Genomic DNA, 26,316 nt, shown 5'->3' with positions numbered 1-26,316 from the left:
TTACTTTATATTAGGTATAGCGGATGCCATACCTCAAAGGAGGTATAACCCACGCCGGGCAGACATGAAATTATACCTGTGACGAGTCAGGTTCATTCGAAAAATTTGCAGTGAAATACTAAGCGGACATCATGCGCCTTAGTCATCAAAAGGCCGCACCGCCTTGATGAAGATCTTTTGCCAGTAATCGGAGTAAAGGTTGTTCTCGATGACACCCAGGCTGGTGGAGGCGTGTATGAATTTGACTTCGTTATCGTTGTTCACTTCCGTTACCATACCTACGTGCGTGATCTCCCGATTGTATTTGTTAGCCCCGAAAAATACGAGGTCTCCCTCTTTGAGTTCCCTCGGCTTTACAGCCTTGCCAAAGCGGCTCTGCTCCTCCGATGTGCGGGGCAGGTTCACGTTGATGCTCTGGAAAGAGGTACATAGCAGTCCGGAACAGTCCATACCTACGCGCGTAGTGCCGCCCCACTTATAAGGAGTGCCGGTATAGGAGCGGGCCGTCTGTATGACCGTGGCCACATTCTCATCAAGGCGACGTGCGTTGGGCACATTGGTGCGACTGGTGCGGTCTTTGGAGGCAACCTTGCCTTTTCCTCCGCTCCGGGCTGCCATTCTGGCTTGTTTGCGGGCCTGTCGCTTTTCCTCGGCTATCTCCCTGGCCGACTTGTACGTCTCGCCACGCTTACTGAAGGTGGGCTTCGCTGACTGGCACGAAGCCATCAGCCCGATGAAAAAGATAAATAATAGGTAATTGGTAATTGATGTTCTCAAAGCGTAACTTGGTAATTAGTGGCTAAAATTTTGTCGGGCTTGCTAAATTAAGCATAAGCTATTTAATATAAAATGAATTTTAATAAGATAACCCCGATTCTGGTAGAAGCTTTCGCCGCCATCGTCGGAGAGGAGCAGCTGGTACTGCCTGCTGATCAGGAAGGGATGGTGCGCTATACCCACGATGAAACCGAGGACCTCCGCTACCTGCCTGAAGTAGTGCTCAAACCTAAGAACGCAGAAGAAATCAGCCGTATTATGCAGCTGTGCCATGAAAACGCTATACCTGTTACGCCGCGTGGCGCCGGTACCGGGCTGAGTGGCGGGGCGCTGGCAGTGCACGGGGGTGTGGTGCTGTCCATGGAGCGGCTCAATGCCATCATTTCCATTGACGAGCGCAACCTGCAGGCGACTGTAGAGCCGGGCGTCATTACGCAGGTTTTCCAGGAAGCCGTGATCTCGCTCGGCCTCTTTTACCCGCCTGACCCCTCCAGCCGGGGCAGTTGCCAGTTAGGGGGCAATTTGAGTGAGTCTTCCGGCGGGCCCAGGGCGGTGAAGTACGGCGTGACCAAAGACTATGTGCTGAATCTGGAGGTCGTACTGCCAACGGGCGAGATCACCTGGACCGGGGCCAACGTGCTCAAAAATGCCACAGGGTATAACCTGACACAGCTGATGGTCGGAAGTGAAGGGACGCTAGGCATCATCACCAAGATCGTATTCCGGCTAATACCTTACCCAACCCAGAACCTGGTGCTGCTGGTGCCTTTCCGGAAAGAAGAAGAGGCTGCCGCTGCCGTATCCCAAATATTCACGGCAGGTATCGTACCCTCTGCGCTGGAGTTTATGGAACGGGAAGCCATTGAGTGGGCGTGCCGCTACCTGAGCCTGGATGTGCCGATGGCAGCCGACGAGCGCGCCCACCTGCTCATAGAGCTCGACGGCAACGACATGGACCTGCTGTACAAAGATGCGGAGCGGGTATACGAAGTGCTGGAGACCTTTGATGTAGGCGATATACTCGTTGCGGATACCGAAAAACAAAAAGAAGACCTCTGGCGCCTGCGCCGCAGTGTGGGCCATGCCGTCAAAAGCAACTCGGTCTACAAAGAAGAAGACACGGTAGTCCCGCGTGCCGAGCTGCCTGTGCTGCTTCGGGGCGTGAAGGAAATTGGCGAGAGGTATAAATTCAAGTCGGTGTGCTACGGGCACGCTGGCGACGGAAACCTGCACATCAACATCGTCAAGGGCGACATGTCAGACGATGACTGGCAAAACAAGTTGCCCGAGGGTATAAAGGAGATTTTCAGGCTGTGTGTTTCGCTGGGAGGCACCATATCAGGGGAGCATGGCATCGGCCTGGTGCAGCGGCCTTATATAAGTATAGCGCTCAGCGAGGTACAACTCCGGCTCATGCAAGGTATAAAGCAGCTCTTTGACCCGAAAGGTATACTGAACCCGGGTAAGATTTTCTAGAAAATGAAAGCGGCAGTCATACAATGGCTGCCGCTTTTTATAGGTATAAAACCAAGGTATACCCTGGCTTTCGGTCTGTGTCAGGCTTTGCGGTCATGGTTTGGCTTCTTGTCTGCCAATGCCTCGTCCAACTGTCGCAGCGTGTCCCAGGACTGCAGCAGGTTGCGCGGTGTTTCGTGCAGTTTGGGCTGCGACGCGTCAGGCTGCTGTGTGTTAGAGTTCTCAGGAGCAGTTTTCATGCTATGCAGCTCGCTCTGGGCCTGGTTGTCCTTCTCTGTCGCCTGGTGACTGCGAAACAAGGCTTCATTTAAGTTTTTATCGGGTTCCGTCATAATCGCTCCTTTTGGGTTTAAGTGTTGTGTAATGTCTTCTCCTTTTTCTTGTCTTCCTCTTTTATAAAATTACTAACGTACTGCGCCACCTCATCGGCATGCTCTTCCATCAGAAAATGTCCGCTGTCCTCAAAGTGCAGGACATAGCACTCATGGAAAAACTTTTTCCAGCGCTGCAGGGCCTCAATTCTGACAAGTTTGTCGCGCTCACCCCATAGTATGAGGGTCGGAATATCCTGGATCTTTTTGCGCTCTTTCCACAATTCATCATACCATTTGCTGACGCCAACCAGCTCCCGGGCGCAGGCCAGCGAACTGACTGTTTCATCGGGGTCGCCCAGTGCATGGGTGTATTGAGCTTTCAGCTTCTCCGGCATGTTACTTTCCTGCCCGAACAGTTCATGCACCAGCTCATCGGTAGTGAGGTTAAGCTTGGAGTGCAGAAACTTGCCAAGCGGGCCCACCAGGTATTTACTGGCCTTTGAAAAGACATGATGGTTAGAAAGAGACCAGGTCCAGGTGTTGAGCATTACGATGCTCCGGACTTTCTCGGGGTATTTGATGGCATACGCCAGGCCAATTGGCGCACCAAAGTCATGCACCAGCAGGGTGATATTGGTCAGCCCAAGGTGCTCCATCAGCTGCTCGAAGTTGGCGGCATGGGCCCTTGGCTTATAGCTCCAGTCCTTTGGCTTGTCCGACAGGCCAAAGCCGATCAGGTCCAGTGCCACACAGCGGTACTTTTTGCTCAGGAGCTTGATCAGGTTGCGGTACGCGAATGACCAGGAAGGTGTGCCGTGAATCATCACGATCGGGTGACCTTCCCCTTCATCGATGTAATGCATCTTGCCGGCTTCTAATTCCAGGAACTTGGATTTGAAGGGATATTCTTTGGTGTCCAGCCAGTCTGGTTTCATAGGTGACTCAGGGTGTTAGCTTCCCTTATCTATACTTGAGACAGAAACTCAGGTTGTAGGGAAAAGTAAAAATGTGCCCTGCGTATTTAAATTAAAGGAAAAGCGGCACTTGGGTTACGTATAAAAACAGGTGCCTTAGCAACACAGGCTGTCAGGTCGGGAAAAGGGTCGTATTGATTTATTTTAATTTTTGAGGCCATACCGCAACTCTTTTGTGCTGAACAAAGTAAGACAAGGCGCCGGTTCGCGGTATTTCGAAGGAAAGACTCTGCCATGCGATCAAATCACCAGACAGTGGAAAGGCTATCATGGTGTAGCCAAATTCAAATCCTTCTTAAATAATGTTTAATTTTGTCTCTTTAACAGCGCATGTTTCATGGGAAACATTCCTGTGTTACTATTTACAATTTTATCGATAAATGTGTATGCCCTAAATGAATTGACGCTTTTTAAACAACCATTCCCTTGTTTAAGTGGGCAACGTTGTTAGAAAAGACGGCAAGAACATGCAGGCAAGTTTGTTGAGACTGCGTATTGATTATTTTAAAAAACTTTAAGTTTGTACTTCATTAATAACATTTACCTATGAGAATAGCTGTAGTTGGCACCGGTTACGTGGGCCTGGTAACGGGCACCTGCTTTGCCGAGGTTGGCATCGACGTGACCTGCATCGACATCGACTCCAAGAAGATAGACAACCTCAAGCAGGGCATCCTGCCCATCTACGAGCCCGGCCTGGAGGAGATGGTGCTGCGCAACTCCCAGAAGGAGCGCCTTTCCTTCTCCACTAACCTTGCCGAGAGCGTGCAGGGCTGCCAGGTGGCCTTCATCGCCGTGGGCACGCCCCCGGGCGAGGACGGCTCGGCCGACCTGAAGTACGTGCTGGCCGTGGCCCGCGAGATCGGCCGCTCCATGACCGACTACCTGGTGGTGGTGACCAAGAGCACCGTGCCGGTGGGCACGGCGGCCAAGGTGCGCCGCGCCATCGCAGGCGAGCTCGAGGCCCGCGGCGCCGACATCGCCTTCGACGTGGCCTCCAACCCCGAGTTTTTGAAGGAGGGCGCCGCCATCGACGACTTCCTCAAGCCCGACCGCATCGTGGTGGGCGTGGACTCCGAGCGCGCCGAGCAGGTGATGGCCAAGCTCTACAAGCCGTTTCTGATGAACGGCCACCCCTTGATCTTCATGGACATCCCCTCCGCCGAGATGACCAAGTACGCGGCCAACGCCATGCTGGCCACCAAGATCTCGTTCATGAACGACATCGCCAACCTGTGCGAGATTATGGGCGCCGACGTGAACATGGTGCGCAAGGGCATCGGCTCGGACGCCCGCATCGGCAACAAGTTCATCTACCCGGGCATCGGCTACGGCGGAAGCTGCTTCCCCAAGGACGTGAAGGCGCTCATCAAGACGGCCTCCGAGAACGGCTACTCCATGGAGGTATTGAAGTCGGTGGAGACGGTGAACGAGAAGCAGAAGTCGGTGCTCTTCAACAAGGTGATGAACTACTTCAACGGGGACCTTTCGGGCAAGACCTTCGCTGTTTGGGGGCTCTCCTTCAAACCGAAGACCGACGACATGCGCGAGGCCCCTTCGCTGGTGATCATCGAGAAGCTGCTCGAGCAGGGCGCCAAGGTGAAGGCCTACGACCCGGTGGCCATGAAGGAGGCCAAGCATTCTCTGGGAGACCGCATCGAGTACGGCAAGGACGAGTACGAGACCCTGATCGACGCCGACGCGCTGCTGCTGGTGACCGAGTGGCCCGAGTTCCGCTCGCCCAACTTCGCCGTGGTCAACAAGCTGATGAAGGAGAAGGTCGTGTTCGACGGCCGCAACATCTACGACGCGCGCGAGATGGAGGAGAAGGGCTTCACCTACTTCGGCATCGGCGTCAAGCAGGCCATGGTTCCACAACAAACAAAGGAGACGGTATAGTATGGCCAGAAAAAGAGTATTGGTAACAGGCGGCGCCGGGTTTCTCGGCTCCCACCTGTGCGACAGATTCATAGCCGAGGGCTACCACGTGATCGCGATGGACAACCTGATCACCGGCAACCTCGAGAACATCGAGCACCTTTTCAAGCTGGAGCAGTTTGAGTTCTACCACCACGACGTGTCCAAGTTCGTGCACGTGCCGGGCAAGCTGGACTACATTCTGCACTTTGCCTCGCCGGCCAGCCCGATCGACTACCTCAAGATCCCGATCCAGACGCTGAAGGTGGGTTCGCTGGGCACGCACAACCTGCTGGGCCTGGCTATGGCCAAGAAGGCCCGCATGCTGATCGCCTCCACCTCGGAGGTGTACGGCGACCCGCTCGTGCACCCGCAGAGCGAGGACTACTGGGGCAATGTGAACCCGGTGGGGCCGCGCGGCTGCTACGATGAGGCCAAGCGCTTCCAGGAGGCCATGACCATGGCCTACCAGATGCACCACGGGCTGGAGACGCGCATCGTGCGCATCTTCAACACCTACGGCCCGCGCATGCGCCTGGACGACGGCCGCGTGCTGCCTGCCTTCCTGAGCCAGGCCCTGCGCGGCGAGCCGCTGAGCATTTTCGGCGACGGCAGCCAGACGCGCTCCTTCTGCTACGTGGACGACCTGGTGGAGGGCATCTACCGCCTGCTGCTGAGCGACTACCACATGCCGGTCAACATCGGCAACCCGTCCGAGATCACCATCAGGCAGTTTGCCGAGGAGATCTGCAAGCTGACCGGGGCGGAGCTCAACATCGAGTACCAGCCGCTGCCGACCGACGACCCGCAGAAGCGCCAGCCGGACATCAGCAAGGCCAGAGAAGTGCTGGGCTGGGAGCCGAAGGTGGACCGCGCCGAAGGACTGCAGCGAACGCTCGAGTACTTCAAGCAAAAAGTAAAAGTGCCCAGCACTAATAATCAGTGAAACTATTTATATATAAATTTAATGCAATCAGAATGGGTAACTAGAATACAATTTTAGTTATCCATTCTTTGCTCTTAACATTTCTTTTGTTAATAAAGAGTTACGAGCAGACCCAATTCTGGGAGCTTTTATTACAGGAGTACAGATCCCATTTAAAACAAGATGAAGGTTTATAGCCGTTTCTTTAAACGCCTGATCGATTTTGTGCTTAGCCTGGTGGCTTTCATCGTGCTGCTTCCCGTGTTCCTGGTGGTCACGCTGCTGCTGGCGACTGCCAATGATGGAAAACCCTTCTTTCTGCAGCCACGCCCGGGCAAGGACGGTCGCATCTTTCGGGTGATCAAGTACAAGACCATGAACGACCGCCGGGACGAGCGAGGCAAACTGCTATCAGACGCTGAACGCCTAACCCCGATTGGTGCTTTTGTACGAAAGACCTCTCTGGATGAAATACCGCAATTACTTAATGTGATCGCAGGAGATATGTCGCTGATAGGTCCGCGCCCTCTGCTGGTTGAATACCTGCCACTCTACAATGAAACCCAAGGCCGCCGCCACGAAGTGCGCCCTGGTATCACTGGCTGGGCACAGGTAAACGGCCGCAATGCCATCAGCTGGGAGGAGAAATTCCGCTATGATGTGTGGTATGTAGATAATGTTTCTTTTTTACTGGATGTGAAGATCATCTTTATGACCATTGGAAAAGTGTTTAAATCGGAGGGGATCAGTGCAGAGGGAGTTGCTACGATGGAGCGGTTTAGGGGGACACCGTCTGCTTCCTTCACGCAAGAGAAATCCAACCACCCCTAACCCCTCCTTGTCTAAGGCGGGGAATTTTTCTTACTACTTTAAATTTACTTACTTGTAGTTGTTGTAGTTTTTGCTCAGACACAACACTTTAACTGACATAATACTAGTAGCTATATATATTTAAGAGGCTAAAGTATAGCAGATTCCCCGCCTTAGACAAGGAGGGGCTGGGGGTGGTTGGAACCGGTATAACGTAAAGTCCCCTTCGAAGGGGCAGGGGTGGGTTAATCGTGCATGAGAATTCAGAAAATCCTAAAAACCTGTAAATCCTTAAGGTAGGGGGCCTAAATAAAGCTTCAGGCAAGCACTATTCCAGATTTCTCATTACATTCGAAATGACAAACTGAGAATTCTTAACTTTGCACCTTCACTACTAACGAAAAACTATGTACCTGTACGGCGCAAGTGGACATGCGAAAGTGATCATCGATATTCTGCGTGATATGGGTATACCTGTATTGGGGGCCTTTGATAAGAATCCTGCCATAAAAGCGATAAGCGGTATACCTGTGCTAGGCGCTGAAATAGAGCAGGAGCTTGAACAGCCGGTGATCATCAGCATCGGCGACAACAGCATCCGCCGTCGGGTGGCCGAAAAACTGGATATAGTTTTCGGCAAAACCATTCACCCCTCCGCGATCATCTCGCCCTCTGCTAATATTGCCGAAGGCACCGTCGTGATGCAGGGAGCTATTATACAGGCTGACGCTCAAATCGGGCGGCATGCGATCATCAACACTGGAGCCAGCATAGATCATGACTGTCAGATCGGAGATTATGCACACATATCTCCGGGGGCAGTGCTGAGCGGGAACGTGCAGGTAGGAGAAGGCACGCACATTGGTGCCGGCGCCATAGTGATCCCGAACCTGAAGATTGGAAAGTGGTGCAAAATAGGGGCAGGTGCCGTGGTGATACGCGATATACCAGACGGTGTAACAGCCGTGGGCAATCCGGCCCGAATTATAAAAAAGCACTATAACAGCTGACCAGGCAGTATAAATTTTTAAGCAATACTCACTCAGGAGTGAATCATGATGCGGGTAAAAAGCAATCTAAGATTTTAATCGTCAATTGTCCTCTGTCTAAAATTCATTTGTCCAAATACTTACTATGAATCCAAAAATCTGGCTTTCTTCCCCGCACATGGGAACAAACGAGTTTAAAAATGTCAAAGAGGCGTTTGATACCAATTGGATCGCGCCGCTTGGTCCGCATGTAGATGGCTTTGAGCGTGACCTGGCTGACTTCCTGGGGGAGGGGGTGCATGTGGCAGCCCTGAGTTCCGGCACGGCGGCGCTGCACCTGGCGCTCATCATGCTGGGGGTGAAGGCGGGTGATGAAGTGATCTGCCAGAGCATGACCTTCTCTGCATCCGCCAACCCAATCGCTTACCAAGGCGCCACACCTGTCTTTGTGGACAGCGAAGACCGCACCTGGAACATGTCGCCTGACTTACTGGAACTGGCTATTCAGGACCGACTGCGCAATGGCAAAAAGCCGAAGGCGATTATCGTCGTGCACCTGTATGGTATGCCGGCTGAGATGGACCGCATCATGGCCATAGCCGACCGCCACGAGATACCGGTGGTGGAGGATGCTGCAGAGGCGTTGGGCTCTTTTTTCAAAGGGCAGAAGCTGGGGACCTTCGGAGCCATGAGCATTCTATCGTTCAACGGGAATAAGATCATCACGACTTCTGGTGGCGGAGCGCTTGTTTCGAACAACGAAGCCTACATCAAGCAGGCCCGTTTCCTGGCGACGCAGGCTCGTGATGCGGCTCCGCACTACCAGCACTCGCACATTGGGTATAACTACCGCATGAGCAACGTATGTGCTGCCATCGGCCGCGGACAAATGGATGTACTGCTGGAGCGTGTGCAGCAGCGCCGTGCCAACTATTCCTTTTATCAGGAGACGCTGGCTGTTATACCTGCGATTCAGTTTTCAGAGGAGCCTAATGGGGATTATTACTCCAATCGCTGGCTGAGCACCGTGCTGGTGGACGATAGCCAGGGGGTGAGCCGTGAGGACATCCGTCTGGCTTTAGAGCAGGAGAACATCGAGTCGCGCCCACTCTGGAAGCCGATGCACCTGCAGCCGGTGTTTGCCAATGCGCCTTATTATGGCAACGGCACCAGCGAGCGTCTGTTTGACCAGGGACTTTGCCTGCCATCCGGCTCTAATATGACGGACGAGGAGAGAGAACGGGTAGTAAGCTGCATCAAAGCCTGTTTCGCCCGATAGAAAAGATGAATTATAAATAAAATCCGCCTGTACCTTAGCATGATATGCAAAGCACAGGCGGATTTTTACGTATAGGCTAGTAACTGTTTCAATTGAGAAACAGCAAGTTAAAAACTGATATTTCAGTTTTTTTCTTTAATTTTGGACGGCATTTATATCTTTTAAATTGTGAAGGATATAATTATGCCGGTGAAGCTGCGTTAAGATTTAGTTAAGGTATGAACTGTTAACTAACTTATAATGTGGACTGGGAACTTTTGACTGGACTATACAGGTATTAATTTAAATTAAAACCTACTTCAGCCTTTTGCCGTAACCTAAGCTCTTCTCTACCCGAGACTACCGTATGAAAACATTTTTACAGAACAAAGCTTTACCAAAATGGATCATTCTGATCATCGATCAAGTCATCTCTACCTGGTCTTTTGCTTTGTCTTTCTTCATCATCCGCCAGTTTGATTTTGAAACAATTCTGCGCGGTCACTTCTTTGTGTATAGCGGTATATACCTGGCAATTTCTGTGGTAGTGTTTTACGCGATGCGCATCCATACCGGCCTGATCCGCTACTCCAGCACCGACGACATTTACCGTATCTTCACGGCCGTTTTGATGGCCAGCTTACTGTATGGGGCCATCATCGGCTTTTGGGTTTCACCAGAGCTGCATATTGACTCTGTGAACATCTACGTTGTGCTGCTGGTCAACTTCTTTATCAGTTCTTCGGTGCTGATCATGATGCGCCTGGGAGCAAAGGCCTTGTTCTATTATATCAAGCGCGGTGCCAGCGGCGACAAGGAGTCTGTGCTGATCTATGGAGCCGATAGTTTTGCCATCCTGGTGAAACAAGCGCTGGAACTCAGTAATGCAGGTCGCCTGAACATAGTAGGTTTTGTCGACGACAACCCCAACAAGATTGACAAGCACATCCAGCAGAAGCGGGTGTTTCACATCAACGATATCGAGAAACTGCAGCGGAAACTGAAAATCGATAAGCTGGTTATCCTGAGTGAAGACCTGAAATCGGACGCCCGCAAAAATGCGATCGAAACCTGTGTGGAGCTAGGTATAAAAGTAGTGACTGTTCCACCGACAGAGCAATGGATGTCAGGGCAGCTGCGCATGAACCAGATTCAGGATCTGCGTATTGAAGACCTGCTGCAGCGTCCACCAATCGTGATCGAAAACGACAAAATATCAGCTGACCTGGCCGGCAAGCGCATCCTGATCACAGGAGGTGCCGGCTCTATTGGTTCAGAGATTGTGCGCCAGGTATTGTCGTACAAGCCGGAAATGGTGATCATCTGTGATCAGGCTGAGTCTCCTCTGCACGAACTGCAGTTGGAGATGGAAGAGCACTTCCCGGATGCCAATATCAGGCTATGTATTGCCGATATTCAGAACTTCAACCGCATGTACGCCCTTTTCAAGGAGTATAATCCCCAAATGGTGTACCATGCCGCCGCTTACAAGCATGTGCCGATGATGGAAAGCAATCCTTCGGAAGCAATCCTGACGAACGTAATGGGCACTAAAAACCTGGCAGATCTTTCGATGACCTTCGATGTAGAGAAGTTTGTGATGATCTCCACGGACAAGGCGGTGAACCCGACCAATATCATGGGCGCCTCAAAGCGTATCGCCGAGATCTATATCCAGTCGCTCAACAACATCAGTGCACAGCCAAAACTGCAGGACAATGTGAAAGGCACCGCCTTGCAGCAGACCCGTTTTATCACCACCCGCTTTGGCAATGTGCTGGGATCCAATGGTTCTGTTATCCCGCGCTTCCGCTCTCAGATCGAGAAAGGCGGTCCGATCACGGTGACGCACCCAGATATCACCCGCTACTTCATGACCATACCGGAAGCGGTACAGTTGGTACTCGAGGCCGGCACAATGGGCAAAGGCGGCGAGATCTTTATCTTCGACATGGGACAACCTGTGAAGATCGTGGACCTGGCCCGCAAGATGATCAAACTGGCCGGTCTGACCTCCAACGATATCGAGATCGTATTTTCAGGCTTGCGTCCAGGCGAGAAGCTTTTCGAGGAACTCCTGAACCAGGAAGAATTGACAATCCCGACCCACCACGAAAAGATCAAAGTGTCGAAAGTGCGCGAATATACCTACAACAAGGTCCTCGCCAGCATCAACGAGCTCCTCAACCTCAACAAAGAAGGCGACGAGCTTGATACAGTCAAACAAATGAAAAAGATCGTCCCCGAGTTCAAAAGTAAGAACTCCAGGTTCGAGGAGCTGGACTCAATGGTGCAGTAAGACCTCCAACATTAAACAGCAAAGGCCCGGATTTACCGGGCCTTTGCTGTTTAATGCTTATAAAGTTCTTCTGAAACTTAATAAGCAGTGAGAAATCATCCTGTGGGAATTCCCCTCCTCGGAGGGGTAGGGGTGGGTTTCACGTACTATCTGTTCTCCAACACACAGGCTTCAATTTCACGTAATACATTAGATATGTTTTGCTTCACCTGCATGTCTTCGAATCTCAAAAATGAAACTCCTAGCTTTTCAAGAGTGCCCTGCCGGGATTTATCGGTTTCATAGGTGTAGTCATGGCTACTACCATCAATCTCAATTGCCAACATCAGATCCTTGCAATAGAAGTCCACAATGAATTTATCAAGCGGTTTCTGGCGATCGAAGTCTAATCCTAGGAACTTCCTTCCCTTAAGTTCATCCCAGAGTAAAACTTCTGAAAGAGTACTATTATCACGGAGTTGCTTTGCCAAAGCTTTTAAATGTGGCTTGTAGGGTATAATTTTTCGTTTCATTTGTGAACGATTAACCCACCCCTAACCCCTCCGAGGAGGGGAATTGTTCCTCTCTTAATAATTTTAGTGCATTTAACTTTATTGCTACTGGTGTAGAGGCTGAGAAACCCTCGGATTTTAAACTCCCCCACCTGTTTTTAGGAGGGGGCAGGTGAAAAGCGGCCAGGGTGCTTACAAAGCCGGCAACACCTTCGCCTTCACCTCGCCAAAACCAACTCTTATCCCATTCCGCTCAGCGAAGCCGCGCATGATCACGGTGTCGTAATCGTTGATGAACTTGCGCTCGGTGCCATCGGATAGTTGGATAGGCTGCGTGCCGCGCCAGGTGAGTTCGAGCATGGAGCCATATGAGGTCTTGTCAGGGCCGCTGATGGTGCCGGAGGCGTACATGTCGCCGACCTGTATGTTACAGCCGTTGCTGCTCTGGTGCGCCAGTTGCTGATTCATGTTCCAGTACATGTACTTGAAGTTAGAACGGCAGATGCTGTTCTCTTGTCCATCCTCTGGTTTCAGGAGTACCTCCAGGTTGATGTCATAGTTATGTTCGCCATGGAACGCCAGGTAGGGCAGCGGTTTCGGATTCTGCATGGGGCCTTTCACGCGGAATGGCTCCAGGGCATCGAGTGTGACTACCCAGGGCGAGATGGAAGAGGCGAAGCTTTTAGCCAGGAAAGGCCCTAGAGGCACGTACTCCCAGGTTTGCATGTCGCGGGCAGACCAGTCGTTGAAGAGCACGAGGCCAAAGATATAGTCATCGGCTTCATCCGGGCTTATCATGTCGCCCAGTCTGGTTTCCCGGCCTGTGATAAAGGCTACTTCCAACTCAAAGTCGAGCAGGCGGGACGGACCGAAAGTTGGGGCTTCGGCATCAGGCGCTTTGGTTTGGCCGTTCGGGCGGCGTATGTCGGTGCCTGATACGATGATAGAAGAGGCCCGGCCATGGTAGCCGATCGGGATGTGCTTCCAGTTTGGCAGCAGGGCGTTTTTCGGATCTCGGAACATGGTGCCCACATTGGTAGCGTGCTCAATGCTGGAATAGAAGTCCGTGTAGTTACCCACTTTCACCGGCATCAGCATACGGACGTCACTTCGCTTTATGAGACATTCCTGCATTAGTCTGCTGTTGCCGCTAATCTCGTCGTTGTCGTTTCGCAACAGCTCGGACACGCGGTTGCGTACGGCCCGCCAGGTTGGTTTGCCTAAAGCAATAAAATCGTTCAGGTATAGGCGGTGAAAAACAGTCGGGTCGATGTCGAGGAGTTCGAACAGGTTATGCTGAGCGATCGCGTAAAGATCCAGTACATAGTCGCCGATGGCCACGCCAACACGCGGGTCTTTGGTGGCTGACTCAAAAATGCCGAAAGGGAGGTTTTGTATCGGGAAGTCGCTCTCAGGCGCTATTTCTATCCAGGAATGCAGGGAAGGGTCGTTCGCTTTGATCATAGTGCAAGAAAATCTGGGTTGTTAGACAAAGATAGAGATTTTGAGGGGTATGGGAAAGATGAAAGTTTTATGGGTAAATTGAATATACATAAATATACCTGTTATCCCTTCCATTTAAGTGAATCGGTAATCTGTGGTTTTGCAATTTATACGCATACCCTCGCTCGCGTCCCGCGCGTGTGCGCTGTCTGTCGGACTTCCCGGAAGTTTTCAGGATTTTTAACTGGCCGCTTTTCCAAATGCTATTCAGAACATCCAAATGCTCTTTCGGACATCCATATCCGAAAACTTTATCGAAGGTCCCCGCCCCATCAGTTGGGATGTCCACATCCCCGTGCGTCCGTTGTGCTTTCAGGTATGCGGGGACAAGGATGTCCCCGGCAGAATTACTTTCGGACATGGATGTCCGAAAGAGCGCTAGAGGCCCACTGTCGGGGATTGAGAAATCCCAAAGAGCCTTGTAGCAGAGCCCTCTTAATGGGCGTCGTCTGTAGGGACAGGTCGCGACCTGTCCGTTGCTGGGATTAAGACTGGCATTGGCTACGAAGCTATACCTATACCTATACCTATACCTATACCTATACCTATACCTATACCTATACCTATACCTGCCTAATCCAACAAAAAAGCAGGTGCCGATTTCTCAGCACCTGCCTTAAGTCTATTGTCTTTTGTCAGATAACTACCCCAGCGGAATAACATTAACGGCCTCTACCGCTCTGATTTCAGGCACTGCCTTCAGCACAGATTGCTCCACACCCGCTTTGAGTGTCATGGTCGACATGGGGCAAGTGCCACAGGCGCCGAGCAACTCCAACTTAAGAGTCATATCATCGGTTACTTCGAGCACTTTCACGTTGCCGCCGTCAGCTTCCAGGTATGGCCTGATCTGGTCGAGGGCACTCTCAATGCGAAGTAAAAAATCATTGTCAACGTTAATGGTAGCCATTTGTCTTAGCTTTTAATTTCTACTGGTTGTGTTTTGGCCAAAGTCGCGTTGCGAACAGACACCTGCTGCGCAACAGCCTGGGCCAACTCTCTGAAAACACCGGAAGCCGGAGAATCGTTCTGCAAGGCCACCGGAGTTCCCGCATCACCGCTCTCGCGGATGCTCTGAACCAGCGGCACCTGGCCTAATACCGGCACATCGAACTTCCTGGCCAGGTTCTGTCCGCCTTCCTGCCCAAAGATATAATACTTATTCTCAGGAAGCTCGGCAGGCGTAAAGTAAGCCATGTTCTCCACCACGCCCAACACCGGCACGTTGATCTGCGGCTGGCGGAACATCTGCAGACCTTTCTGGGCGTCGGCAATCGCCACTTTTTGAGGAGTCGTTACGATCACAGCACCTGTTACCGGCAGTACCTGTACCATGGTCAGGTGGATGTCGGATGTTCCCGGAGGAAGGTCAAGGAGTAGGTAATCCAGCTCACCCCACTCCACGTCCGTGATGAATTGCTTCAGGGCAGAACTCGCCATCGGGCCACGCCAGATCACCGCATGATCAGGAGGCGTCAGGAAACCGATGGACATCAGTTTCACGCCATATTTTTCAACCGGAATGATGTAGTTCTTGCCATGGTCACCCTGTACCATGCTCGGACGCTGGTCTTCCACACCAAACATAGTAGGTATAGACGGCCCGAAAATATCCGCATCGATCAGGCCTACTTTAGCACCAGACTGCGCCAGGGCAATGGCCAGGTTGCTGGTAACCGTAGACTTGCCAACGCCGCCTTTTCCGGAGGCCACCGCAATGATGTTTTTCACGCCCGTAAGTACTTCGCTGCTGCCTGCGCGACCAGAAGTCACACGGGAAGTCATGTTCACGGTCACTTCCGCCTCCTTGTCCACCATGGTATGAATGGCGCGGATACAGGCATTGCGGATGAGGTCTTTGAGTGGGCAGGCCGGTGTGGTCAGGATAACGGTGAAGCTCACGTTCTTGCCGTCTACCTGCACATCCTCAATCATGTTCAGGGTCACCAGGTCTTTGCCAAGATCCGGCTCCTCCACATAGCTGAGGGCTTTGAGTATATCTTCTTTCGTAATTGCCATAGTGTTAGTTGCTTTTGTGAAGCCTTACAAAGATACAAACAAAAAAACTTTAAACATGATTTATGTAGAACAGTTCTGGCAGACAGGAAGGCCTAAACCCGGATGAAATGCTGTGCACTTTCAGGTATAGGATGGCCCTTTTTCAGGTATAGCTACTGCCTGTTTTCTCTCTTAGCTTCTCTGTTTTTTGTAGCTTCTGGTTTACCTGTTTCCTCTAAGGTCGCAGCTTTGGTATCCGCTTCTTTCCGAAGCACATAGCGGTAAAATCCGCCTCCTTTGTCCCAGCTGCAGAATATGAGCGTCTCCCCGTCCGGCGATACGCCTATACCTCTGGCTTCGGCCCCGTTCAACTCTGGCAGGGGCAGTGTCCACATGCGCTTTCTGGCATCGTCGCGGAAGTGGAACGAGGACGGCACTACACCACTCGATCTGACAGCTGTGAAAATGGTGTTGTCTGGCCCTATGCCAATGGCATTGCAGCCGGCCGCTATACTGGTGATGTCCTCCGCCCGGGTATAGGTGATACCATCTTTGCTGCTGTATACCTGTATATACGGACTACCCGGGTTGGGGAAGTAAAGCGTGAGCCCATCCGGTGTCATGTCAAACTCACGGGCAAGGATGCGACCCGGGAACACGAGCGTACGCACAAGTTCGAATGCCGATGGGTCAGAGGTGCTCTGCCTGAGCACAAAATTTTTATCTTCGGCAAACAGCGAGGTCAGGTATATTTCCCCTTTGTTGTTGGCGCGGGGAGAGGTGATGGCCCTGTTGCCTTCGGGTACCTCCCAAACCGCTAAACCTTGTCCGGTGGCGGCGTCTATTTTGAGGAGGTGGCGATTCCGGCCGATCAGGATGTTCCCGTCCAGATCTACCCCAATGCCATTGATCGTGTTCAGGTCATAGGTTTGGCCGTTAACAGTTACCTGTTGCAGTGGCGAGAAGGGGGCATCCTGCCCGTCCTTTTGCTTTACTATGAGCTTGCCATAATAGTCGGCTAGCCAAAGTTTACCATCCTTATCCCACTGGGCACCCATGCCGGCTCCCGTTTCATGAATTTTGCCATCGAATACATAAGTTGGTGCCGGCACCTCCACAAAGTCCTCGAGTGGCTGCTCGCTCTTCATCAACTGGAAAGGAGTGGTTTCTCCGTACGTAAGGTGCTTGCCGTCTGATGCGATGACCCGGTGATAGAAGGTGACCGGCTGGTTAACAGCAGCATGGCCAAGTACGCTATACCAGTCCTGCTCCCTTAGTTTCAGGTATCTTACCCTGCCGGTGCTTTTGTGCCAGATGATGTTGTGGAAGTCCTGATCAGTGGCCAGTTGGTAGGTATAGCCAATAAAGTCGCTGTCCGGGTCTCTTGCGGCGCTCCAAGCCACTTCAAAGAGCGCCTCAATGTTACGCACCGCATACACGTTGCGGGATTGATGCGAAGTAAAGACCGGGGCAGCTGGTGCCTGGTTAGAGAGTGGGTATAGCTGTGCTCTTAAGGCACCTTTCGGTTGTTGATCGGTATGGAGTTGCACATGCAAGGCCCCTACCGCCAGTAGTTCTGCGGTATCCTCCGTCAGGTCAAAAACCCCATTGAAACGGCCTTTTCTGCTATTTTTTGGTTTTGCTTTGAGCGTGTAGCGCAATTCGCCGGGTTCTGTGTTCCGTCCCTGGTATACCCCAATGGCTATACCTTCCTTAGGCAGCTTGCCTTCCAGTTCGCGGAAGGTGCCAGCAATAAAAAGTTTGCCGTTTTTGATCTGTGCCTCTACAGCGCCTGTGCCTTTTGTGTTGAGGGCTTCGCCTGTATGTAAGCCAGACAGTATACCTTCTGCTTTGCCGCCCGTGCGGACGTTCCGGTGAATGAGGTGACCGTTCACGCCGAAAATGGCCCGTGGTAGTTTCTGCTCATCGAACAAAGCCATGTCGCGGGAGTCTCGGTGCTTGATGTCGTAGGTGGTATAGGCTATCGAATCCTGCTCCAGGAAAATGTCCATGATCGTGACGGTGTTCATTGGTGACTCATCCAGGGTCAGCCAGCCGCGGGCTCCTGAACCGGCGGCTCCGGCATTGAGGAGTTCTAAGCCGCCCCGCTTGCCCGGGTAGTAGGCGTGGTGGTGACCACTGATATAGGTATGTACCTTGTATTGCTGCAACAGCTGGCGCAGGCGCTCGGGGTTGTTGAGCACATTGCCTTTGGAGTCACGCTCCTGGGCCACGCTGTAGAGGGGCATATGGCCGATTACGAAGCGCAGCTTGGCACGTTTGGCTTCGGGCTTCTTAAATTGCTCTGCCAGCCAGGCCAGGTTTTCTTCTGTTATGTCAGGAGAGGAGGTATCCCAGGAGACGAAGAAGATGCCGTGCTGCACAAAAGAGTAGTAATAAGGAAAGTGTGAGCGGTCGATAAACTGCAGGCCGGGTGCGTTTTCCTGCTTAGCCCAGTAGTCTGCGGTGGCTTTACGCTCTCTGGGGAAGGAGCGGCCGCCATCGTGGTTGCCGATCGTAAAAGCAAAGGGGACATTTGCTTTTCGGAGAGGCTGCGCGATGCTTCTGTTAAAGCCTGCCCACATTTTAAGCAAAGTCTCATTGCTGGTTACGCCTTGCCCTGCCACCATGTCGCCCCCGCACACCACCAGGTCGGGCTGCCAGATGCGCGGCAGGCGCTGCAGCAGGCTGTCTACCTGCCACTCGTAGGTATCGGCACCCAGGCCGGAGTTCAGGTCGCTGATCACGGCAATGCGCAGGTCGCCCCGCTTCGGTTGCTGCGGGAACTGCTCCAGCGCCACCAGCCGCACGGCGTCGGCTACTACTTTACCGCCTTTGCCTTTGTTGATCAGTTCCAGGTAATCGCCGGGGCCTAGTATAAAGTCCCCAAACACATTCCATCTGCCACTGGTAGCGAGCGCTTTCTGGTCAGTGTACAGTGTGTCTGTTTTTCCGCTGTGGTGCAGCACGTAAGGTACGCGGGTGGCATTTGTGTTTTCATTCACCGTCCACCAGGCGGCCAGCTGGTATCTGCCACTGGGGATGCTGTCGAAGCTGTAAGTCGCTTTAAAGGTCTCGGAGCTGATGGTGGATTGGCGGGAAGGGGTAGTGCCATAATAGCTGGCATGGTTGGTTTTGCCCCACAGGCCGGCCTCGGTATAGTGGCGGCTGTCGGTATCGATGTAAATGACTTCACGGTTAACAGACCTGATCGCCTCGGACAAGACCAGGGCAGAGGCGTTTTTGCGCAGGCTGTTCCGGTCTCCGTTCGGTATGTCGGTCGGGATGTTCACGACTTCTTCGGCCGCTACCATGGCTGAGGAGCCGCCTCCGTCCAGGTTCAGGGCCTCCTGGCAGCCCAGCTGTTGCATCAGTTGGGCCAGTTCGGGTAGAGTAACGCCCGCACTGCTGCTCTGGCGACCGTCCACCACCATCAGCACCAAGGTATGCGCATCCGGGTACCCGATGGCGGTGCGCGGGTGGCGCATCAGGTGCGAACCCCCGAAGCCTTCTTCTCCACTGGTGATGTTCAACTTCCCGTTTTTGAGGAGGACTGGTCCGCCGCCGGTCGCCTGGTTGGGCATCCAAAGTTCGCCACCGCCAGGTATAGCCGTTTTTGCGCCGGCCGCTTTTTGCGGAACAGGGTACTTGTATACCTTCCCGGACTCCTTTTCGCCATAGGTCCAGGTGATCTCGGGCTTACCGTTTACAAGCCCGAAAGCCCCCCGGGTAGGGGCTTTTGAGCCTGGCGCTATGACCTCACCATCGGAAATGAGGAGGCTGACAGAGGATGTTGCCGCAAAATAGCCTGCGTTGATGGCAAGTATGGCCTCGTGCTCCTGGTAAGCTTCTTTGGTGGTCTGGCGCCTGGTGTTGCTGCCCACAGAACGCAGTTTCAGGTTCTCATCTCGCAGATCCACGGTGGCATAAACCGCCCTTACCGGCGCGCCGTCTGCCAGTTTTCCGCTGGCCTCGTACACACGGACAGAGGGCGGCAACAGCACGTTCAGATCCTGGCGCGGCTCCCATTGCAGTGCCGGCTGCTGTGCCTTAGCGGCTGCGGAACCTAAAAAAGAAAAAGAGACTAACAGAAGAAGGCGGGTATAGCTTTTTGTCATATTTCAGCGATGGAATTTCAATAAGTTGGTTGAATCAATAGTAGAGCTAAATCAGGGCTAATATAGAGCAATGAGCCTAAAATAACGAGTGAATGCGCCTGTTAATGTTTGAACAATGTGTCCGGTGAGGGGTAGCCGGTTAAGTGCAGCTTTATTAACGGATGCCCGCGGTCTCTTCAAACAGAATATTATCTTTGTGATTCGCTTATACCTATACCCAGTCCCATGTCCCTGATCCCAAAAGAAGTAGTTGACCAGATTTTAGCCCAGGCCGATATAGCGGAAGTAGTGGGGGATTTTGTGTCGCTTAAGAAAAAGGGGCAGAACCTGTGGGCGAACTGTCCTTTCCATCACGAAAAGTCACCGTCTTTTTCGGTGTCGCCGGCCAAGGGTATTTACAAATGCTTTGGTTGTGGCAAGGCGGGCAACTCCGTGCAGTTTATCATGGATGTGGAGGGTACGAGCTTTCCGGAAGCCCTGAAATACCTGGCCAAGAAGTACGGCATTGAGGTGCCCGAAGACGAGCCCAACCCGGAATATGCCCGGGAGCAGAGTGAGCGCGACAGCCTCTACATCGTCTCAGATTTTGCCAGCAAGCACTACCAGCAACTGCTGCACAGTCATGAGGAGGGGGCAATTGGGCAATCCTACCTGAAGGAGCGCGGACTCAGCAACAATACCATCAAGAAGTTTGAGCTTGGGTATAGCCTCGATGCCTGGTCCGACCTGACCGATGCAGCCCTGAAAGCAGGGTATAAGCAGAAGTACCTGGAGGCGACAGGGCTGACCATTGTGAAGGAAGACGGCAAAAAGTACGACCGCTTCCGGGGACGGGTCATGTTCCCGATCCACAACATTTCCGGTCGCGTTATCGGCTTTGGTGCCCGCACGCTGAAAAGCAACGACAAAAAAAGCCCGAAGTACCTCAACTCGCCCGAGTCGGAGATCTACCACAAGAGCAATGTGCTCTATGGCATGTACCAGGCCCGGCAAGCGATCCGCATGCAGGACAATTGCTATATGGTGGAGGGTTACCTCGATGTGCTTTCATTGCACCAGGGAGGTATAGAGAACGTGGTGGCTTCGTCGGGGACCTCGCTTACCGAAGGACAGATCAAGCTCATCGCCCGCTATACTCAGAACATCACGGTGCTCTACGACGGCGATGCGGCAGGTATAAAAGCTTCTCTCAGAGGGATAGACCTGATCCTGGAAAACGGGCTAAACGTGAACGTGGTCACGTTTCCTGCTGGCGAAGACCCGGATTCCTACATCCACAAGGTAGGCGACGAGAAGTTCAAGGCCTATGTGTCAGAGCACGCGCAGGACTTTATTTCCTTCAAAACCAGCCTGTACGCCGAAGAGTCGAAGGGCAATCCGGTGAAGAAGGCGGAGGCGATTCGCGAGATCGTGACCTCTATCTCCAAAATTCCGGACCCGATCAAGCGTTCGGTTTTCTTCCAGAGCTGTAGCCTTATCTTTGATATCGATGAACAGCTGCTGATTTCGGAGTACAACAAGATGCACCTGCAGGAGCGCCAGCAAAAGCAGCAGCGCTCGGGTAGTCCGGAGGATCTGGCAGAAGCGGAAGCCTATGAGGCAGAGCAGCTGGAGGCTGAAAAACCTGCCACGGAAGCCGATAGCCTGAAGCGCTACGAACGCGAAATTGTGCGCATGCTGCTGAACTACCCCGATAAGGTGCTGGTGGATGGCCAGAATACCTGCCAGTACATGCTCGAGCAGTTGGAGGATGTGGAGTTCCGCACGCCGCTATACGCCCGCCTGATCGAGGTGGTAAAAGAGAAGCTGCTGCAGGGCGTTATACCTGCGGCGGATGATTTTATAAACTATCCGGACCAGGAGATACGAACTGAGGCAACCAACCTGCTGTCAGACCCCTATGAACTCTCGCAGAACTGGGAAACCCACCAGATCTACGTGCCCCACGAGTCGGATCTGCTGCCATACGGTGCCGAGCGCGCCGTGCTGCGCCTGAAATGGCGCAATGTGCAACTGCTTATGAAGGCCGAAATGGAGAAACTCCGCCTGGTGACAGACCCCACCGAGCAGGACCGTGTGTTGCAGGTTATCTTCCAACTCAAATCCTTCGAAAAGCAGATCGGCGACTTATTGGGAATTGTGGTGAATAAGTAGGAAAAGAAAGGGTATAACACCCCTGTAATCCCCTCAAGGGGATAGCTAATTTTAACCATACTGGCTGTGATCTAGTGCATTTTAGTGTGCGGATCATTCGTTGGTGTTCCTTTGAATACTTCTCTATCAGATTGTGTTATGAAATAAGACGGCAATGCGGTATAAACTTTTTACCTTTGCAGCGCATTTCATAGTATAGACAATCACCTTGCTCATAACCATAGGTATAGCAGGTATAGGAAGTAACACATGGAAACTAATTCACTAGAGCCTATCAAGCTCGATTCAATAGAGGACGCGATCGAGGACATCCGTCAGGGTAAGATCATTATTGTGGTAGACGATGACGACCGCGAGAACGAGGGCGACTTTATCTGCGCGGCAGAGAAGGTGACCCCGGAGATCATCAACTTTATGGCCACGCACGGCCGCGGCCTGATCTGTGCGCCGCTTACCGAAGAGCGATGCGATGAACTGGGACTGGAACTGATGGTGGGGCGTAACACGGCCCTGCACGCCACACCGTTCACGGTGTCAGTTGACCTGATCGGCCACGGCTGTACGACTGGTATCTCGGCTTCTGACCGCGCCAAGACCATCCAGGCACTAGTAGACCCGAATACAGACCCACACTCACTGGGCAAGCCAGGCCATATTTTCCCGCTGAAAGCAAAGAAAGAGGGTGTGCTGCGCCGTGCAGGCCATACGGAGGCTGCCGTTGACCTGGCCCGCCTGGCAGGACTTGCACCGGCTGGCGTGCTGATCGAGATCATGAATGAGGACGGTACGATGGCCCGCCTGCCAGACCTGGTAAAAGTGGCGGAGCGTTTCAACCTGAAACTGATTTCGATCAAAGACCTGGTTGCGTATCGACTGAAGAAGGAGAGCCTGATTGAACGCGAGATAGCGGTAGAGTTACCAACTGATTTCGGGAATTTTGACCTGTATGCCTTCACACAGCGCAGCAACGGTGCCAAGCACCTGGCCCTGGTAAAAGGCAGCTGGCATGAAGATGAGCCTGTACTGGTACGTGTGCACTCTTCGTGCGTGACGGGTGATATTTTCGGCTCGTGCCGTTGCGACTGCGGTCCACAGCTGCATGAGGCCATGCGCATGGTAGAGCGCGAGGGCAAAGGCGCGATCGTGTACATGAACCAGGAAGGGCGCGGCATTGGCCTGATTAACAAACTGAAAGCCTACAAACTGCAGGAGCAGGGCCGCGATACCGTAGAGGCCAACCTGGAACTGGGCTTCGGTATGGACGACCGCGACTACGGCGTGGGCGCTCAGATACTGCGCGACCTTGGCGTGAAGAAAATGCGCCTGATCACAAACAACCCGAAAAAGCGTGTTGGCCTGATCGGCTACGGGCTGGAGGTCGTGGAAAATGTGCCGATAGAAATCGCGCCAAACCCACACAACCAAGGCTACCTGACTACAAAGCGTGACAAGCTAGGCCACGAGATCCTGAAAAACACGGTTGTGCGCTAAGCAGCCTTGGTTAAAATAGAACAGCAAGCCCGTGCCATTAGGTACGGGCTTTTTTTTTGCACTGTACTTTCTGTAGCCTCTAAATATAATTTAGTGAACGGCCTATCCCGTATCCGGTTTATTACGTTTAGAATTGTATATAAACTTTTGTATAACAATAGGTTAGGTGGTATGTGTTGAGGTTTGTTGTTTGCATTATTTAATATTTAGGTAGATGGGAAAACTGGGGACCAAATATTTGTTTTTCACGCTATTTGTAACTTTTGCCTGTGGCAGCATGCAGGGCTGGGCACAGGGCCAGCAGGGGTTCGATACAGAGCATTGGCTATACGGAAAAGTTGTACTGGTTAACGGCGACAGCTTGCAGGGGGCTGTGATCTATCACCCTGCTGAGGATGTCGTGCAAATAGCATCAGAAGATGGTGCCATCAATTCTTTCTCGGCCGTCAATGTCAGTTATTTTATGATCAGTGGCGTGTATAATGGCAAGCCACAGGTCTTTCGGTCCCTGCCCTGGAACAGGGGGAGTCTGGAAAGCGATTTCAGGGTGCCGGTATTCTTCGAGCAGATCAACCAGGGGGAGCTCGTACTGATGAAACGCTATGTTGGGGTGACAGGCACAAAAGCGGATCAGCAGTATGCGACAGCTTCTCTGCAAACGACTTACTTCCCGCATTTCGCCACAGAAGGCAATAAATTTCAAGAGGTGCTGTATATGCTGTTGCCCGATGGTGAGATTGTGCAGCTACGCAAGCCCAGAAAAGACCTGCTCAAACTGTGCGGCGTTCATACAGGAAAAATAAAGCAGTATGCTAAGTCCATGAGGCTAGACTATAACAGTTCCAAGGACCTGCTCAGCATTATAGACTACTACAATACGCTCTAAAGCCGACTACTCTACAAATCGCGGTAGCGCACCAGCAGCATGGAGGCGAGCACGAGCAATGCGATGTAAAACAGGGCAGGCAGCACAGCCCATGCCGGGCTCAGCGCCAATGTGGGGCTGGTGAGGCCGTCTATGATTTCCTGCCCCGGCGTGGGGGTGAGGCTTCCAAACACTTTCATGGGCATAAAGCGGTCGATGCTGTCATCGATCTGGTAGTGTATGATCGGCTCCACGATCTTGGACCAGGCCAGGAAAGCAATGATGGCCAGTCCGCTTTTGCGTATCAGGAAAGCGAAGAACATGGCCAGGCACATATACCCGACAGCCTGCACAAAGAAGTAGGAGAGGTAGTCGATCTTGCCAAAAATGGCACCTAAACTGGTGTCCTTGCTGTAGATCAACCCAAATAGCAGGCCCATGATCAGCAAAAAGACAGTCCCGGTGGCGGCCAGGCCCAGCGTTACGTAAAATTTTGCCAGTACCGCCTCGGTGCGGGAGCGTCCGTCTATGACCTGCTGCCGGAGTGTGCGGTAGCTATACTCGTCTGTGATCAGCACAATGACCAGTATACCTAGCAGGAGGTTAAAGAAATAGGCGATATAGGAGAAGCGCATCCACAGGTTAGGGAAGTCATAGAGCGACTTGCCCAGTGCCTGCCCGCTCACCATGAAGCTGCTGCTAAAATAGATCAGCAACACTTGCAGCAGCACGTAGGTGGCCATGATCACCCAGAAAGTCGGGTATTGTAGTATCTTTCTGAGCTCGGTTTTAATCAGGTTCATGCGGGGCTTATTTTTGGGTGATTTCAAGGAATTGCGCCTCCAGGCTCTTGCGGCGCACCAGCAGTTGCGAGAGCACGATGCCCTGGGCAAACATATCGCGGTTGAGGTCGGTGCTGGTGTAACCTTCGGAAAGCGTTAGGCTAATGGTATTCTTGTCCTGGGCAAACCGCACTACATAAGGCAAGCGTTCCAGCAGTTGCAGCACAGGAGCCAACTCTTCGGCACTGATCAGCAGCTGGTCCTGCGCAGAGAGAATATCCCCCACCGGGCCGTTTGCTTTGAGCTTGCCTGCCTGCAGCACCGCTACGTGCGTGCATACCTTCTCTACCTCGTCGAGCAAATGGCTGGCCAGCAGAATGGTTTTGCCCTGCGCCGCGATCCGGGTGATCAGGTCGCGCACCTCGGCTATACCTTGCGGGTCGAGGCCGTTGGTGGGCTCGTCGAGCACCAGCACTTCCGGGTCGTTGAGCATGGCGGCGGCCAGGGCCAGGCGCTGTTTCATGCCCAGCGAGAAGCCTTTGAAAGTGGTGTGGCTCCGTGTGCCAAGGCCCACCATGTCGAGCATCTTGTTGATGTGCCGATGGTCTGCCTGCTTGGTGTCGGCCACCACCTGCAGGTTCGCTTTGGCAGTCAGGTAGGGGTAGAAGTTGGGCGTCTCGAGCAGCGCGCCCACCCGCTGTTTGGTTGCTTTGCTGATAGAACGCCCAAACCACAGATAGCTGCCACCGCTTGGCCGGATCACGTCGAGCACCATGCCCAGGGTGGTGGTCTTGCCGCTGCCATTCGGACCGAGCAAACCATAGATGCTGCCCGCCTCCACCTGGAGTGTCAGTCGGTCGACGGCCTGCAGGCTTCCGAATTTTTTTGAGAGTTCGTCAAGGTATAGGACTGTTGCCATAGCGGGGAGTCGTTTAGACAAATATAGCCTTTTTCTGATGCTGACAAGAAAAGCAATCTGCTAAGGTATAGGAAATGTATCGGTAAGCCAGGTATAGCCTATCCAAAGCAGCTGGTTATGGCTGAGATCAAGGGTATCAGGAAGGTTTACCTGTCAGGCTAGGTTATACTGAAAGATAGTACTTTTGGCTCTCTGTACAAGCTGATTGTGTTAGCCCAATTACACTTTCGATGGTCTTGCCGGCAAACGGAGGCCT

General features: G+C 52.6%; 21 protein-coding genes. 11 read left to right on the top strand and 10 right to left on the bottom strand.

The window, feature by feature from the left end; all coding sequences use genetic code 11:
- Window positions 1–138: 138 nt before the first annotated feature.
- Complete coding sequence (locus IEV97_RS13890; RefSeq protein ID WP_229733946.1) at window positions 139–777, bottom strand: C40 family peptidase; 639 nt, start codon at window positions 775–777, stop codon at window positions 139–141.
- Window positions 778–849: 72 nt separating this feature from the next.
- On the opposite strand from IEV97_RS13890, the gene IEV97_RS13885 reads away from it, so the two are divergent.
- Window positions 850–2,253 carry an FAD-binding oxidoreductase gene (locus tag IEV97_RS13885; RefSeq protein WP_188502088.1) on the top strand — a complete coding sequence of 468 codons (1,404 nt, stop codon included), beginning with the start codon at window positions 850–852 and terminating at the stop codon, window positions 2,251–2,253.
- Window positions 2,254–2,333: 80 nt separating this feature from the next.
- Here IEV97_RS13885 and IEV97_RS13880 read toward each other — a convergent pair whose 3' ends face one another.
- Both IEV97_RS13880 and IEV97_RS13875 read right to left on the bottom strand, forming a co-directional pair.
- On the bottom strand, window positions 2,334–2,585 hold the full coding sequence (locus tag IEV97_RS13880) for a hypothetical protein (RefSeq protein WP_188502087.1): 252 nt from the start codon (window positions 2,583–2,585) through the stop codon (window positions 2,334–2,336).
- Window positions 2,586–2,602: 17 nt separating this feature from the next.
- Entirely contained in the window at window positions 2,603–3,502 is a 900-nt protein-coding gene (locus tag IEV97_RS13875; RefSeq protein ID WP_188502086.1) for an alpha/beta fold hydrolase, read from the bottom strand.
- A 585-nt stretch (window positions 3,503–4,087) separates the two neighbouring features.
- On the opposite strand from IEV97_RS13875, the gene IEV97_RS13870 reads away from it, so the two are divergent.
- The 6 genes from IEV97_RS13870 to IEV97_RS13845 all read left to right on the top strand — a co-directional run bounded on the left by IEV97_RS13870 (window position 4,088) and on the right by IEV97_RS13845 (window position 11,739).
- Entirely contained in the window at window positions 4,088–5,440 is a 1,353-nt protein-coding gene (locus tag IEV97_RS13870; RefSeq protein WP_188502085.1) for a UDP-glucose dehydrogenase family protein, read from the top strand.
- A gap of 1 nt (window position 5,441) precedes the next feature.
- On the top strand, window positions 5,442–6,404 hold the full coding sequence (locus tag IEV97_RS13865; protein WP_188502084.1) for a UDP-glucuronic acid decarboxylase family protein: 963 nt from the start codon (window positions 5,442–5,444) through the stop codon (window positions 6,402–6,404).
- Between the two features lie 162 nt (window positions 6,405–6,566).
- A complete protein-coding gene (locus IEV97_RS13860; protein ID WP_188502083.1) occupies window positions 6,567–7,214 on the top strand; it encodes a sugar transferase in 648 nt (215 codons plus the stop codon).
- Window positions 7,215–7,600: 386 nt separating this feature from the next.
- Window positions 7,601–8,203 carry an acetyltransferase gene (locus IEV97_RS13855; protein ID WP_188502082.1) on the top strand — a complete coding sequence of 201 codons (603 nt, stop codon included), beginning with the start codon at window positions 7,601–7,603 and terminating at the stop codon, window positions 8,201–8,203.
- 124 nt (window positions 8,204–8,327) lie between these two features.
- Window positions 8,328–9,461, top strand: coding sequence for a DegT/DnrJ/EryC1/StrS family aminotransferase (locus tag IEV97_RS13850; RefSeq protein WP_188502081.1), 1,134 nt, complete (start codon window positions 8,328–8,330; stop codon window positions 9,459–9,461).
- Between the two features lie 346 nt (window positions 9,462–9,807).
- Complete coding sequence (locus tag IEV97_RS13845; RefSeq protein WP_188502080.1) at window positions 9,808–11,739, top strand: polysaccharide biosynthesis protein; 1,932 nt, start codon at window positions 9,808–9,810, stop codon at window positions 11,737–11,739.
- Between the two features lie 146 nt (window positions 11,740–11,885).
- Here the strand turns inward: IEV97_RS13845 and IEV97_RS13840 are convergent, their stop codons facing one another.
- Window positions 11,886–12,251 carry an endonuclease domain-containing protein gene (locus IEV97_RS13840; protein ID WP_188502079.1) on the bottom strand — a complete coding sequence of 122 codons (366 nt, stop codon included), beginning with the start codon at window positions 12,249–12,251 and terminating at the stop codon, window positions 11,886–11,888.
- Window positions 12,252–12,422: 171 nt separating this feature from the next.
- On the bottom strand, window positions 12,423–13,694 hold the full coding sequence (gene fahA, locus IEV97_RS13835) for a fumarylacetoacetase (protein ID WP_188502078.1): 1,272 nt from the start codon (window positions 13,692–13,694) through the stop codon (window positions 12,423–12,425).
- A gap of 515 nt (window positions 13,695–14,209) precedes the next feature.
- Between fahA and IEV97_RS13830 the strand changes: the two genes are divergently transcribed.
- A complete protein-coding gene (locus IEV97_RS13830; RefSeq protein ID WP_188502077.1) occupies window positions 14,210–14,353 on the top strand; it encodes a hypothetical protein in 144 nt (47 codons plus the stop codon).
- Between the two features lie 23 nt (window positions 14,354–14,376).
- On the opposite strand, the gene IEV97_RS13825 is transcribed toward IEV97_RS13830, so the two are convergent.
- The 3 genes from IEV97_RS13825 to IEV97_RS13815 all read right to left on the bottom strand — a co-directional run bounded on the left by IEV97_RS13825 (window position 14,377) and on the right by IEV97_RS13815 (window position 19,849).
- Window positions 14,377–14,643 carry a NifU family protein gene (locus IEV97_RS13825; protein WP_188502076.1) on the bottom strand — a complete coding sequence of 89 codons (267 nt, stop codon included), beginning with the start codon at window positions 14,641–14,643 and terminating at the stop codon, window positions 14,377–14,379.
- Between the two features lie 5 nt (window positions 14,644–14,648).
- Window positions 14,649–15,752, bottom strand: coding sequence for an Mrp/NBP35 family ATP-binding protein (locus IEV97_RS13820; protein WP_188502075.1), 1,104 nt, complete (start codon window positions 15,750–15,752; stop codon window positions 14,649–14,651).
- A gap of 152 nt (window positions 15,753–15,904) precedes the next feature.
- Window positions 15,905–19,849 (bottom strand): phosphodiester glycosidase family protein, encoded by a 3,945-nt coding sequence (locus IEV97_RS13815; protein WP_188502074.1) that lies wholly within the window; start codon window positions 19,847–19,849, stop codon window positions 15,905–15,907.
- A 225-nt stretch (window positions 19,850–20,074) separates the two neighbouring features.
- On the opposite strand from IEV97_RS13815, the gene dnaG reads away from it, so the two are divergent.
- From dnaG to IEV97_RS13800, 3 genes are all read left to right on the top strand, one after another.
- Entirely contained in the window at window positions 20,075–22,003 is a 1,929-nt protein-coding gene (dnaG, locus tag IEV97_RS13810) for a DNA primase (protein ID WP_188502073.1), read from the top strand.
- Window positions 22,004–22,252: 249 nt separating this feature from the next.
- The gene (locus IEV97_RS13805) at window positions 22,253–23,494 is read left to right on the top strand and encodes a bifunctional 3,4-dihydroxy-2-butanone-4-phosphate synthase/GTP cyclohydrolase II (protein WP_188502072.1); all 1,242 of its coding nucleotides are present in this window, start codon (window positions 22,253–22,255) and stop codon (window positions 23,492–23,494) included.
- A 214-nt stretch (window positions 23,495–23,708) separates the two neighbouring features.
- Window positions 23,709–24,380: a hypothetical protein gene (locus tag IEV97_RS13800; protein WP_188502071.1), complete on the top strand. Its 672-nt coding sequence runs from the start codon at window positions 23,709–23,711 to the stop codon at window positions 24,378–24,380.
- Between the two features lie 11 nt (window positions 24,381–24,391).
- Here the strand turns inward: IEV97_RS13800 and IEV97_RS13795 are convergent, their stop codons facing one another.
- Window positions 24,392–25,162: an ABC transporter permease gene (locus tag IEV97_RS13795; RefSeq protein ID WP_188502070.1), complete on the bottom strand. Its 771-nt coding sequence runs from the start codon at window positions 25,160–25,162 to the stop codon at window positions 24,392–24,394.
- A 7-nt stretch (window positions 25,163–25,169) separates the two neighbouring features.
- On the bottom strand, window positions 25,170–26,060 hold the full coding sequence (locus IEV97_RS13790; RefSeq protein WP_188502069.1) for an ABC transporter ATP-binding protein: 891 nt from the start codon (window positions 26,058–26,060) through the stop codon (window positions 25,170–25,172).
- Window positions 26,061–26,316 lie beyond the last annotated feature (256 nt).

The sequence above is a fragment of the Pontibacter amylolyticus genome (genome assembly GCF_014638845.1).
In the GTDB taxonomy this organism is placed as follows: Bacteria; Bacteroidota; Bacteroidia; order Cytophagales; family Hymenobacteraceae; genus Pontibacter; species Pontibacter amylolyticus.
The sequence above is the reverse complement of the archived record's forward strand: the minus strand, read 5'-3'. Positions and strand labels throughout refer to the sequence as shown.